Origin of the sequence: Gramella sp. MAR_2010_147, from assembly GCF_900105135.1 — a bacterium.
Lineage (GTDB): Bacteria > Bacteroidota > Bacteroidia > Flavobacteriales > Flavobacteriaceae > Christiangramia.
The window spans coordinates 2032609-2046308 of sequence record NZ_LT629741.1 but is presented as its reverse complement, the minus strand read 5'-3'; the positions used below and the strand labels follow the sequence as shown (position 1 = coordinate 2046308).

Annotated in this window: 11 protein-coding genes; 7 read left to right on the top strand and 4 right to left on the bottom strand. The window is 37.7% G+C overall.

The genetic code is table 11. From position 1 onward, the window contains the following. Positions 1-8: 8 nt before the first annotated feature. From BLT95_RS09240 to panC, 3 genes are read right to left on the bottom strand one after another with little or no spacing between them, the layout of a single operon-like run. Complete coding sequence (locus BLT95_RS09240; protein WP_347584301.1) at positions 9-926, bottom strand: lysylphosphatidylglycerol synthase transmembrane domain-containing protein; 918 nt, start codon at positions 924-926, stop codon at positions 9-11. 55 nt (positions 927-981) lie between these two features. Further along, on the bottom strand, positions 982-1332 hold the full coding sequence (gene panD, locus BLT95_RS09235) for an aspartate 1-decarboxylase (protein ID WP_089665806.1): 351 nt from the start codon (positions 1330-1332) through the stop codon (positions 982-984). Positions 1333-1340: 8 nt separating this feature from the next. After that, on the bottom strand, positions 1341-2192 hold the full coding sequence (gene panC / locus BLT95_RS09230; RefSeq protein ID WP_089665805.1) for a pantoate--beta-alanine ligase: 852 nt from the start codon (positions 2190-2192) through the stop codon (positions 1341-1343). 110 nt (positions 2193-2302) lie between these two features. Here panC and BLT95_RS09225 point away from each other — a divergent pair, with 110 nt between their 5' ends. The 5 genes from BLT95_RS09225 (at position 2303) to BLT95_RS09205 (ending at position 8728) form a co-directional block, all read left to right on the top strand. Continuing rightward, a complete protein-coding gene (locus tag BLT95_RS09225) occupies positions 2303-3115 on the top strand; it encodes a glycogen/starch synthase (protein ID WP_089665804.1) in 813 nt (270 codons plus the stop codon). Between the two features lie 15 nt (positions 3116-3130). Next, entirely contained in the window at positions 3131-4714 is a 1584-nt protein-coding gene (locus tag BLT95_RS09220; protein ID WP_089665803.1) for a DUF4270 domain-containing protein, read from the top strand. An 8-nt stretch (positions 4715-4722) separates the two neighbouring features. Then, complete coding sequence (gene glmS, locus BLT95_RS09215) at positions 4723-6570, top strand: glutamine--fructose-6-phosphate transaminase (isomerizing) (RefSeq protein WP_089665802.1); 1848 nt, start codon at positions 4723-4725, stop codon at positions 6568-6570. Between the two features lie 271 nt (positions 6571-6841). Next, complete coding sequence (gene atpD / locus BLT95_RS09210) at positions 6842-8353, top strand: F0F1 ATP synthase subunit beta (RefSeq protein ID WP_089665801.1); 1512 nt, start codon at positions 6842-6844, stop codon at positions 8351-8353. Positions 8354-8431: 78 nt separating this feature from the next. Then, a complete protein-coding gene (locus BLT95_RS09205; RefSeq protein ID WP_089665800.1) occupies positions 8432-8728 on the top strand; it encodes a F0F1 ATP synthase subunit epsilon in 297 nt (98 codons plus the stop codon). Between the two features lie 98 nt (positions 8729-8826). On the opposite strand, the gene BLT95_RS09200 is transcribed toward BLT95_RS09205, so the two are convergent. Next, positions 8827-10596: a PDZ domain-containing protein gene (locus tag BLT95_RS09200; protein ID WP_089665799.1), complete on the bottom strand. Its 1770-nt coding sequence runs from the start codon at positions 10594-10596 to the stop codon at positions 8827-8829. 322 nt (positions 10597-10918) lie between these two features. On the opposite strand from BLT95_RS09200, the gene BLT95_RS09195 reads away from it, so the two are divergent. Together BLT95_RS09195 and BLT95_RS09190 are read left to right on the top strand one after the other, a co-directional pair. Beyond that, entirely contained in the window at positions 10919-13279 is a 2361-nt protein-coding gene (locus BLT95_RS09195; RefSeq protein ID WP_089665798.1) for a putative monovalent cation/H+ antiporter subunit A, read from the top strand. Between the two features lie 3 nt (positions 13280-13282). After that, positions 13283-13699, top strand: a complete 417-nt coding sequence (locus BLT95_RS09190) for a Na+/H+ antiporter subunit B (protein WP_089665797.1) — start codon at positions 13283-13285, stop codon at positions 13697-13699. Position 13700: the final 1 nt, after the last annotated feature.

Below are 13700 nucleotides of genomic sequence, written 5' to 3'. Positions count from 1 at the left end.
TATAATTATTATTTCTTACTGTTTAAAAGAGGGAGTAAAATAAAGGATAAACCTCCAAACAGCAGAACCACAAATGTTTGTGTAGCCCAGGAGATCCATCCAAAAGCTTCGGCCGCTTGTGGCTGGACTCCAAAAAATGCCAATACACCGCCCACAGCAAGTGGGTAAACCCCTATTCCGCCGTTCGTTGCAGAAACCGCAAAAGAGCCTACTACAAAGGCTGCCATGATGGTGCCTACAGGAGCATTGGCAGTTTCCGGAATACTTAGTTTAATGATAAAAAACATGATTAGATACATAGACCAAATGAAAACGGTATGGAATATAAATGCCCATTTTTGCTTCATTTTCAGAATACTTTTCATGCCTTCCAGAAGGCCTTTGGCCAGTTTTCTTATTTTTTTAAATGGCATCCAGTTTGAACGCTTAACGATCATAATTCCAATAACGATGAAGGCCACTGAGCCAAGAAAGAAGAGAAATGTATTTAGTGGCTTGATATTCTGATCGTTTAAATAGATAAGAAGATCATCGGTTTGCAGGATTACAACGATTCCTATGATCAACATTAAAATTAGAAGATCTGCAACCCTTTCAGATATAATGGTTCCAAAACCTTTTTCAAAGGGCACTTCTTCATAGGTGGAGAGTGTAACGGCACGCAATACTTCTCCTGAACGGGGAATACCGAAATTTGCCAGATAAGCGACCATTACTGCCATAAATCTGTTAGCCTGTGAGGATTGGTATCCCATAGGCTCCAGCATAAATTTCCACCGGTAAGCTCTGGAAAAGTGGGAAATTGTTCCAAGAAGAAAGGATATGAAAATCCAGAATTTATTAGCATCAACAATGCTCTGCCATAAATTTTCACGTTCTTCCTGCGTGGAGCTCTTTAGTGAATACCAGATCAAAAAAATCCCCAAAATTAAGGGGATACTGATCTTTAATATTCTGATAAGTTTTTTCTTCAAAGAATTCTTAATTCAAGAGGTTGGTTTCTTCATCTGGAAATACAAGAGCCGGCTTAAAGTTTTTAGCTTCTTCAATTTCCATAATTCCGTAGGCAATAATAATAAGGATATCACCTTTGGCAACTTTACGTGCTGCCGCACCATTCAAAGTAATTTCACCGGTATTTCTCGGTCCCGGAATAACATAGGTTTCTAAACGTTCGCCATTATTATTATTTACGATCTGAACTTTTTCCCCTTCAATAATATTGGCGGCTTCCATAAGATCTTCATCAATGGTAATGCTGCCAATATAATCTAAATCGGCTCCAGTTACTTTTACTCTGTGAATTTTTGATTTTACTACGTGAATTTGCATTTTTAAAATTAGTTGTCCAGAGCAATATTATCAATTAACCTAATGTCATTTGCGTATGCGGCAATAAAAGCTCTGTATTGTTTCCCTTTTTCTTTAGTACTTATTTTTTTTAGAGTTTCTGAATTTGCAATTTCAAAATACTCCAATTTAAGGTGTTTATTACTTTTGAACTGATTTTCAACCCAATTCGTAACATATTCTGCACTTTCTGTGCCAAATAGCTGGTTGGCAGTCTTTAGTGTTTTATATATAAAAGCAGCTTCCACACGATGTTGGCTACTTAGACGCTCGTTTCTTGAAGACCTTGCAAGTCCGGAAGTTTCTCTTAGAATGGGACATCCAACAATCTCTACAGGAAGGCCTGTGGTTCGGGTTAATTTTTTGATAATCTGGAGTTGCTGGTAATCCTTCTCTCCAAAAAAGGCTTTATTGGGAGTAATGATTTCGAATAGATGCTTTACTACGGTACCAACACCGTCAAAATGGCCAGTTCTAAATTCACCTTCCATAACCGATTCCAATCCTTCAAAATCGAAATTTTGAGAAAATATCTTATCGCCGTACAATTCATTGGCAGTAGGTGAAAAAACCCAGATATCTGCTTTTTCCTTTTTTAATAGCTCCAGATCTTTTTCAAGATTTCTGGGGTATTTTTCAAGATCTTCCGGATTGTCAAACTGGGTGGGATTTACAAATATACTTACCACAACCTGATCAGATTCCTTCAGGGCATTCTGCACAAGAGAAAGGTGCCCTTCATGGAGCGCTCCCATTGTTGGAACCAGTCCAATGCTTTTTCCGTCAGATTTTATCCGTTGGATCGCCTGTATAAGTGGTTGTTTCTCCCTAAAAACCTGCATTTTATTATAAAATTAACAGCGTGCAAACTTAATATATCTCTGGCAATCTGCATAAATTTTTGTAATTTTGCGTGTTTTTTATTCGGAAACGTAACTAAAGTAAAGAATTTATGAAAGATAAGAGAGTGTTATACGTCTCGTCTGAAGTTATACCCTACTTACCTGAAACCGATATCTCCTCAACCTCTTTTGAAGCTGCAAAAATGGTTAATAACCTTGGAGGTCAAATCAGGATTTTTATGCCAAGGTTCGGGAATATTAATGAACGAAGGCATCAATTACATGAAGTGATTCGCCTTTCAGGAATGAATCTTGTAATTAATGATTTGGATATGCCGCTTATTATTAAAGTCGCTTCTATTCCAAAAGAAAGAATGCAGGTTTATTTTATTGATAACGAAGATTACTTTAAAAGGAAAGCAACATTAACCGATGAAGACGGAAATCTCTTTTCAGATAATGATGAAAGAGCAATTTTCTTTGCTAAAGGAGTGATAGAGACGGTGAAGAAGCTTAACTGGTCTCCAGATATTATCCATGTGCATGGATGGTTGGCTTCCTTGCTTCCCTTGTATCTAAGAAATTACTATGGTAATGAGCCATTATTCAAAGATTCTAAAATTGTCACTTCTGTATACAATCAAAGTTTTGATGGGACGTTAGATGAAGAGTTAAGAGAGAAGATTTTATTTGACGGTCTGGAAAATTCTAATGTGAAACATTTAAAGACACCAAACTTTGTAAACCTTATCAAGACCGCTGTAGATAATTCTGATGCGGTGGTAATGGGTGGCGATAATGTTCCAGAAGATTTGAAGACGTACGTAGACAGGCTTAACAAACCGGTGCTTCCTTTTACCGAAAAGGAGAATTTCTCTCACGCTTACCAGGAATTTTACGACACTAAAGTATTGTCTGAATAGTAAGAAAAGTATTAAATGAGATTAAATAAATTATTTAGAATAACAGCTGTGATGGCTGTTGTTTTCGCTTTTGTAGCATGTGATGAAGATTTCACGGAAATTGGAGGGGAAATTATCACAAATCCTTCAAATGTTGAACTGAGAGAAGTTGAAGTAAATGCATACTCTCAAAAAATAAATTCAATTCAGACTAATAACCTGAATAATTATTTTTTAGGTTCCATAAATCATCCTGTTTATGGTGAAAGTACCGCAAATATCGTTACTCAGGTAAGTTTATCTCCAACAGATCCAGATTTTGGAGAGAACGTTCAGCTGGATAGTGTGGTAATGACGATACCTTATTATTCTACTGAAGTTGAATCAACAGGAGATGAGTCTGAAATCGAATATAGGTTAGATTCAATTTATGGGAATGGTTCTTTCAATCTTAAAATTTATGAAACAGGCTTTTTTCTAAACGACCTTGATCCTGATGCAGATTTTGAACAACGCCAAAAATATTATTCAGATCAGCAGGAAGCTGTTGAACAAAATATTATAGGAGAGCCTTTGTATGTTGAAAATAATTTTGAACCTTCAAATGAGCCGTATGTATCATACGAGTTAAATAATGTAGGCGAGAATGATACGATCACGAATACTCCGGCATTTAGAGTAAAACTCCCGATAGAATTTTTTCAGCAAAAAATTATAGATAGGGAAGGCTCTGATGACCTTTCAGATAATAGCGGATTTAAAAATTATTTCCGAAGTCTATTGATAGCAGCCGAATCTAATGGTTCGGGAAATCGTCAGATTTTATTAAATCTGGCCAGTCAGGATGCTAAAATTAGTTTGTACTATACATCTGAAGTCGAGGGTACTGATGGCGAAATTGAAAGAGCCAGGGGTACTTTAGCTTTAAACATTTTCGGCAATAATCGTTTTAATACGTATACGGGCGAATTTCCAGCAAATATCACTCAGTTAATCGAAAATCAGTCGGCAGAAACAGGAGCTGAAAACCTGTATCTGAAAGGACAGGAAGGGAGTATAGCAGTAATTGAATTATTTCCAGATTCTGAAGTTCTGGAAAATTTGAAAGAGGAAGAATTATTGATAAATGAAGCCGAACTTACTTTCTATGTAAATGAAGATTTATCAGGTGATATCTTACAACCCAGGCGTTTGTATATTTTTGATCTAACCAATAATTCTATAATCGCAGATTACGCTCTAGATGCTTCTTATAATCCTGCTGATCCTGAGCAATCCCTTACGAGTTTTTCTCAACCTTTAAAGGTTGCTGAAGATGGAAGCGGATCATTCTATAAATTAAGGATCACCAATCACGTTAGTAATATAATCAATGAAGATTCTGATAATGTGAAACTGGGACTGGTTGTTGTTCCAAATATCAATACGCTTGCAGTGAGAGATCAACAGGGTGGAGTTACAGGAGCTTTCAATTCGGCAACTAAAGATGCGCCTGCGTTAATAGATCAGTTGCCGTCTGGTACTTTGCTAACCCCTTATGGAACTGTGTTGCACGGAAACCTATCAGCAGACGACGAAAAAAGACTTAAGTTAAATATTTTTTATACCAACTTTAATTAGTAGAAAAGATGTGTGGAATTGTTGGATATATTGGGCATAGAGAAGCCTATCCCATCGTTTTAAAAGGATTACAAAGACTTGAATATAGAGGTTACGATAGTGCGGGAATAGCTCTTTACGACGGGACCGAGCTCAAAATGAGTAAAACCAAAGGTAAGGTAGCCGATCTCAAATCCCGTTTAGAGAGTGAAATCTCTACAAATGGTACAGTTGGAATTGGTCATACCAGATGGGCGACTCACGGGGAGCCAAATGATGTAAATTCTCACCCACATTATTCTAATTCAGGAGACCTTGTGATTATCCACAACGGGATTATAGAGAATTACGATGCGCTTAAAAAAGAGCTTAAAAAGAGAGGTTATACTTTTAAAAGTGATACAGATACTGAAGTACTCGTTAACTTAATTGAAGATGTAATTAAGGAAGAAAAGGTAAAGCTTGGAAAGGCAGTTCAGATCGCTCTTAACCAAACGGTTGGAGCATATGCAATTGCTGTTTTTGATAAAACCAAGCCAGATGAAATTGTAGTGGCTCGTTTGGGAAGTCCTTTGGCAATAGGTGTTGGTGAAGATGAATTCTTTGTAGCTTCAGATGCCTCTCCTTTTATTGAATTCACCAATAATGCTATCTACCTGGAAGACGGGGAAATGGCAGTGATTAGAAGACATAAGGAAGTAAAAATTAGAAAAATTAAAGATGATTCATTGGTAGATCCTTACGTTCAGGAGCTTCAAATGAACCTGGAGCAGATAGAAAAAGGCGGCTACGAGCATTTTATGCTGAAGGAGATCCATGAACAGCCTAATGCCATTAGTGATACCTATAGAGGTAGAATGCTGGTAGATCAGGGGCTCATTAGAATGGCCGGTGTAGACGATAATATTGAAAGAATCTCTAATGCAAAGAGATTTATCATTGTAGCATGTGGTACTTCATGGCATGCTGGTCTTGTTGCTGAATATATTTTTGAAGATATCGCTAGAATTCCTGTAGAAGTAGAATATGCTTCAGAATTTAGATATAGAAATCCCGTAATTTCTGAAAATGATGTAGTTATTGCAATTTCTCAAAGTGGAGAAACGGCAGATACTATGGCAGCGATTAAGCTGGCTAAAGAAAAAGGAGCATTCGCTTTTGGTGTATGTAATGTAGTGGGGTCTTCTATTTCAAGGGAAACTCATGCCGGAGCTTATACGCATGCCGGGCCAGAGATTGGGGTTGCCTCAACAAAGGCTTTTACCACACAAATTACGGTGCTTACTTTAATGGCTCTTAAGCTTGGGAAATTTAAAGGAACCATTTCTCATAGCGACTTCCAGTTTCATTTGCAGGAGCTGGAAAGAATTCCGGAGAAAGTAAAAGAGGCTTTAAAATCTGATAAATTAATTCAGGAAATTGCCGATAAATATAAAGATGCAACGAACTGCTTGTATTTAGGTCGTGGGTATAATTTTCCTGTGGCTTTGGAAGGAGCATTAAAACTTAAGGAAATTTCATATATACATGCAGAAGGTTATCCTGCTGCTGAAATGAAGCATGGTCCTATCGCCCTTATAGATGAACAAATGCCGGTAGTAGTGATCGCAACCAAAAAAGGGCATTATGAAAAAGTGGTGAGTAACATCCAGGAGATAAAATCCAGAAAAGGGAAAATTATTGGAATTGTTACAAAAGGAGATGAAGAAGTTAGAGAGCTGGCAGATTATGTAATTGAAGTTCCCGAGACTATGGAATCGCTTAGTCCATTATTAACTACAATTCCATTACAGTTGTTATCTTACCATATTGCGGTAATGTTAGGCAAAAATGTAGATCAGCCTAGAAATCTGGCTAAATCAGTTACAGTAGAATAATAATTTAAATCGAAAATATTCTAAAAGCTCTCTGGAAAAATTCAGGGAGCTTTTTTATTTACTATTTAATAATATTCCATTTAATGGAGGCTTTTAAATCAGATTATTAGCGGTTTTGGCAAACATTAAAAACTTCTCAAATTTTCAATATGTTTTTTGCCAGAAAAATTTATCTTTGCAGCCTGAAAATGACCTGTTTCATTTTAATGGTTTTTCAAATCAGCGAAATAGGTTTTTGAATTTTACTATTAAAAATTAAAGAATTAGATAAATGTCTAAAGTCACAGGTAAAGTTGCCCAGATTATTGGTCCTGTAGTTGACGTTGTGTTCGACTCAGAAAATGCTGAACTTCCAAAAATCTACGATTCTTTGGAAATCACCAGAAAAGACGGTTCTATTTTGGTTCTAGAGGTACAGTCTCATATTGGTGAAAATACCGTAAGAACTGTTTCTATGGATTCAACAGACGGTTTAAGCCGTGGTGTTGAAGTACTTGCCACCGGAAATCCAATCCAAATGCCAGTAGGTAAAGATGTTTACGGACGTCTTTTCAATGTTATTGGAGATGCGATCGATGGTTTAGGAAACCTTCCGAAAGCTGGTAAAGATGGACTTCCAATTCACCGTGAAGCACCAAAATTTGAGGATTTATCTGTGTCTACTGAGGTTCTGTTTACCGGAATTAAAGTAATTGATCTTATTGAGCCTTATTCAAAAGGGGGTAAGATTGGACTTTTTGGAGGTGCAGGAGTTGGTAAAACAGTACTTATTCAGGAATTGATTAACAACATTGCTAAAGGTCACGGTGGACTTTCTGTTTTTGCAGGAGTTGGTGAGCGTACTCGTGAAGGGAATGACCTTCTTAGAGAGATGTTGGAATCTGGAATTATCAAGTACGGTGACGATTTCATGCATTCTATGGAAGAAGGCGGATGGGATCTTCAGAAGGTAGATAAAGAGGTAATGAAAGACTCTAAGGCTACTTTCGTATTTGGACAGATGAACGAACCACCTGGAGCACGTGCTCGTGTGGCTCTTTCTGGACTTACAATTGCGGAATACTTCCGTGATGGAGCTGGAGAAGGTCAGGGAAAAGACGTTCTTTTCTTCGTAGATAATATTTTCCGTTTTACACAGGCTGGTTCAGAGGTGTCTGCACTTCTTGGACGTATGCCGTCTGCGGTAGGATATCAGCCAACGCTTGCAACCGAGATGGGTGCGATGCAGGAGCGAATTACTTCTACTAAAAATGGATCTATTACATCTGTACAGGCGGTTTACGTACCTGCAGATGACCTTACAGATCCGGCGCCGGCAACAACGTTTGCCCACCTGGATGCAACTACAGTACTTTCTCGTAAAATTGCTGAGCTGGGTATTTATCCTGCGGTAGATCCACTGGATTCTACTTCAAGAATTCTTACTGCTGATGTTCTGGGCAATGAGCATTATGACTGTGCGCAAAGAGTAAAAGAGTTATTACAGAGATATAAAGAACTTCAGGATATTATTGCCATTCTTGGTATGGAAGAACTTTCTGAAGAGGATAAGCTTGCGGTTTCGCGTGCAAGACGTGTACAGCGTTTCCTTTCTCAGCCGTTCCACGTTGCAGAGCAGTTTACTGGTCTTAAAGGAACGCTTGTAGATATCAAGGATACTATTAAAGGCTTCAACATGATCATGGACGGAGAACTTGATAAGTATCCGGAAGCTGCCTTCAACCTTAAAGGGACTATTGAAGAAGCGATCGAAGCCGGAGAGAAAATGCTTGCCGAAAATTAGTAGGCAGTCTTCAGTAACAGTTGGCAGTAAAAAGCCATGAAATTGTTAACTGATAATTGATAACTGATAATTGAAGAAATGTATTTAGAGATAGTAACTCCAGAAGCTGTAGTATTTAGAGCAGAGGTAGACGCGGTAAAAGTACCGGGGCACGATGGTGAATTCCAGATGTTGAATAATCACGCTCCAATCGTTTCTACTTTAACGGAAGGTGAAGTAAAGATCAATCTTACTGCCGGAAGTGAAAATGAAGTAAAAAGAAAAGATCAGTCTGGATTTAGAACTGAAACTTCAGAGCCTAATGTGGTTTACTACACAATTAAAGGAGGAGTTCTTGAAATGAAAGATAACAAGGCGATCGTTTTAGCTGATTAGCTTTCAAAACATATAATAAAAAAAGGCCTTTCGTTTGAAGGGCCTTTTTTTGTGTTCTAATTTCATACTTTCAAAGTCAGTGACCTCTTTAAAATCCATTATTTAGCTTCAAGCCATTCTTCCCTATTTTTCAGTGCATCTTTTGAAGCGTCTTCATCCAGACTTATGGTGTAGGCAGGATTTTTTCCCAATTGCACTTCTGTGGTTTTTTGAATACCGAATCTTTTAAAGCTTATTTTTATTTTTCCTTCTTTGGAATTTTGAATGATTTCATCCATTTCTTTTCTGGTTTTCATTTCAGTCCCATTAAAGCTTAAAATAATATCTCCGGCGGTTAATCCTGCTTTGTATGCCGGGCTGTCATTAAAGGTGTTTCTGGTAATTTCCAGACCGGAATCTGTTTCTTTTACTGAAGCTCCAAAATGGTTTTCTTCTTTCTGCAGCAACTTAATGCCTACACTCTTAAGTAATTCCTTATAATTGGGCATCTTACTTTTATAGATATAATTGCTGAAAAAATTACTGGCAAATTCAGCTCCGGCATATTTTTCCAGTGTTTTTTCAATATCCTCAATTTTGTAGGCAACTTCATTTTTCCCGTGTTTTTCCCACATCAATTTCATAAAATCATCAAGATTTAGATCTTTTTGCCTCAAAGAGAGGTCTAGAGCAAGTCCAAGTATGCTTCCGTAGGAATAGTAAGAAACGAAGGTGTTTTCGCGGTTGGTAGGGTCTACAGAAGTTGCCGCATCTACAAATGGAGCCTGGTAGCTCATTTCAATAGGACTAAAGTATTCCAGGGCCGGTGAGTTCCAGACATAGTTAAAAGTGCCGGTAAGACCTTCTATATACTCTTTAGGAGTTTTTACATTTGCTCTGCAAAGCATCAATCCGGTGTAGTAGCTGGTAAAACCTTCAGCAAACCATAGTGAGCCGGTCATGTTTGCTTTAGAAAAATCGAAAGGTTCCAGTTCAGCAGGTCGTATGCGCTCCACGTTCCAGGCATGGAAAAACTCGTGGGCAACTGTCCCGATATTTCCTTTCATTCCACCTTCAGCAAGACTTTCTTTATCTGTTAAAATAGTACTGTTTCTATGTTCCATTCCATCGCCCGAAACATTAGGCATATAGCAGGCAAGAAAAGTATATTTGTTGTAATCAAATTCTGGTAAGTTTCCGAAAACCGCTTTTTCCTGCTTAACGATTCTTTCCACCTGATCAAAATATTCGGCAAATTCTTCTTCGGTGCCCTGATGATGTAAAGCAAACTGAATTTCCTGCCCGTCAAGTTTAAAAGATTTCATGTCAAAATCACTAATTTCTGTGGGGCTGTCCATAAAGTAATATAGATTTGGAGCGGTATAGGTGGTTCCCGATTTTTGCTTTAATTGAGTCGCAACTTTCCAGTTTAGATCTTCTCTCACATTAAAATTTACCTCAATAGGTCTGTGCTCAAATTCTTCCGCATACATAAATGTCGCCGGAATATTTAAATGGGCATGAGTTTCATCAATTTGTGAGTAAGTTCCGTCACCGCGATTGGCAAACAAGATATATTCAATATTCACGCTTCCATCGTGACCGCTTACTTTCCAGGAATATGGATCATTTCTTTCAATTTTGAGCTCATTTCCTTTGCCATCTGTAGCTTTAAACCCATAAACATTTTTCACAAATTCATGCAGCGCATAACGGCCGGGAGATGTTCGGCTCATTCTAATGTTAAGCTCGTTTGTTTTTACCTCCGGAAAAGAGATTTTAACCTTTGCTTCATGATGTACTGCATTTTCAAAAGAAATATGATAGCTATTGGTTTGGGCATTTCCTATAAAAGTTAGAAATAGGAATGCTAAAAGAATCGTACGCATAGTATTTTTTAAGATTTGCACTAAAGTAAAAATTTTATTTAACTGTAAACAGGTGCAATCTTATTAGACTTGAGACCTGGCCACCTAATATCCAGAATGAATAATAATAAACCTCTTCAAGGCGATATTTCTCAAATTTAACAGCAAACACTTTTCAATTTTTTCATAGAATATTAAGAAGTGTCCAAAATATTAAATCGGTGTTTACATCTTATATTTCAAAAACTATGAATAGCAAATTACATTGAGGGATTAAAGGTTTCCTTAAAACTAATTCTTCAATAATAACTATTATATTTGCCGGAAACAGATTTCACTAAGTATGCTTACCGCAATTCTTACAGGTTTTTTATTTTCTATTTTTCTCGTGTTTGCGGGAAGATTTTTTAAAGGTAAGCTCTCTATCCTTGCATCTTTAGTTCCATTAGGTCTTTTTATATACTTTTTTCAATTTATCGCTCCAGTTTCCAACGGGGAGATAATTATGAGATCTTACGAATGGATCCCTTCATTTGGAGTGGATCTTGGTTTTAAGCTGGATGGCCTTTCGTTGCTGTTTTCTTTAATGATCACCGGGATTGGGTTCCTGGTCTTTGCCTATACTGCATCTTATCTTAAAGGTCATGAGTACCTGGATAGGTTCTATGGATATTTAGGTTCCTTTATGGGCGCGATGCTTGGTCTGGTACTTTCGGATAATATGATCACCCTGTTCGTATTCTGGGAATTAACAAGTATTAGTTCTTTCTTTTTGATCGGTTTTAATAATACGAATCCTGCTTCCAGGAAGTCGGCCATGACCGCTCTTGGAATTACCGGGATTGGTGGTTTGTTCCTCTTGGCGGGAGCCTTGCTTTTAAACAATATTTCAGGTACGTACAGCATTTCAGAAATGCTCACAATGAGTGAAGCAATTCGAGCAAATGAATTCTATTTCCTTGCAGTATTATTCATATTCGGGGCTGCTTTTACCAAATCGGCTCAATTTCCTTTTCATTTCTGGTTACCTGGAGCTATGAAGGCACCCACACCGGTTTCTACTTATCTGCATTCAGCCACGATGGTAAAAGCTGGAGTTTACCTGTTAATGCGTTTTACGCCGGTACTTGGCGGAGAAGAAATCTGGAACACCACTTTAATTCTTGTTGGAGCGATTACGATGCTGTATTCCGCAGTTCATACTATTTTTAGAACAGATCTTAAAGGGGTGCTTGCTTATTCAACAATATCTGCATTGGGTATTTTAGTTTTCCTAACCGGATTAGGCACCCAGGAAGCTTTTCTGGCTGCAGCAGTATTTATCATCGTTCATGCGCTTTATAAAGCCACCCTATTCCTTGTTACGGGAATTATAGATCATCAAACACATACCAGGGATCTTACTCGTCTCTCCGGATTGAATAAAATAATGCTTCCTGTTGGAATTGCAGGGATTTTAGCCGCTATTTCCAGTGCAGGTATCCCGCCAACCATTGGTTTTGTTGGAAAAGAATTAACGTATGAGTCGGTCTTTCATGGAGAAACATTGGTGATATTTCTTACTATAGCCATCGTACTTACAAAGATTCTATTGTTATATGCAGGCTTCGTAGCCGGTATAAAACCTTTTACAGGAAAACTGCACGACGAACATGCAAATGTAAAAATGCCCGGTTTTCTTATGTGGGTTCCGCCCTTATTGCTAGCAACCCTGGGTGTGGTATTTGGTGTTGCGCCGTATTTAATTGAATCAGCTTTAATTAAGCCTGTAGTGGAATCTCTGGGAGCTGATGCTTCTGAAATTCATTTAGCTCTATGGCATGGATTTAATATGGTTCTTGTTCTTAGTTTGATTACCATTGGAGTGGGGATAGCACTTTATTTCTGGATAAAACCATCCAAGAAGCTGGAAACTGGTATCGCGAAATTCGATTTTGTTGCCCCCGAAAATATCCTGGAAAGATTTAATAAACTGTTTGTTGATATTTCTAAATTCTGGACCAGTTTCTTTCAGAATGGGTATCTACGGAACTATATTTCGATCATTATTTTATTTCTCGTGGTTCTCGTGGGATATATTATGATAGGCAATACAAGATTTACGATAGATTATAACTCACTGTCTAAAATTACCGTTTATGAGATCACTACCACTCTTATTTTAATTGCGGGGATCTTCTATACGGTTTTTACGCAGTCAAGGCTTGCTGCTGTCGCGGCGATGGGTGTCGTAGGATTATCTATTTGTTTGATCTTTGTGTTTTATAGCGCTCCAGATCTTGCGATGACGCAATTTTCCATAGATACGCTTACGGTCATTCTTTTTGTGCTGGTATTGTACAAACTCCCGAAATATTTAAAATTATCAGATTATAAAACCAGGCTTAGAGATGGTGTATTATCTACCATTTTTGGATTGATCATTACAACGCTGGCCTTGGAAGTGCTTTCAGAACCGGTGAGTAAAGAGGTTGGTGATTTTTACGCTGCCAATTCTTATATTGAAGCTCATGGAAAGAACGTGGTGAATGTTATTCTTGTAGATTTTAGAGGAGCAGATACACTAATAGAAATTTCAGTATTATCCATTGCGGCAGTGGGTGTATTTGGATTGATGAAGTTAAGGTTGAAAATGAAGGATAGAAGAAGATATGCCGATACAAGATTAAATATCGAATCTGAGAAAGAGAAAAAGAATTTATAACGAATGCGAACTACTATAATTTTAAAAACAGCTTCTAATTACCTTTTACCGGTACTGTTGGTGTTTTCTATTTTTATTTTGCTTCGCGGGCATTATTTGCCTGGCGGTGGTTTTGTAGGAGGACTAATTGCATCTATTGCATTTATCCTGCATTCATTTGCTAACGGACTTTCAAAAACAAGAGAGCTACTCATTATGCATCCTGGGTTTTTACTTCCGGTAGGCCTGGCCATCGCATTTTTAGCTGGACTGGCGCCAGTAGCATTTTTTGACCTTCCTTTTATGACGGGTTTATGGTCACATGATCAAATCGCGATCCTGGGAAGTGTAGGTTCAGCATTATTTTTTGATATAGGAGTATATCTCGTGGTAAATGGAGTAACCCTCACCATTATTTTCACAATTTCAGAATCGGCCTAAT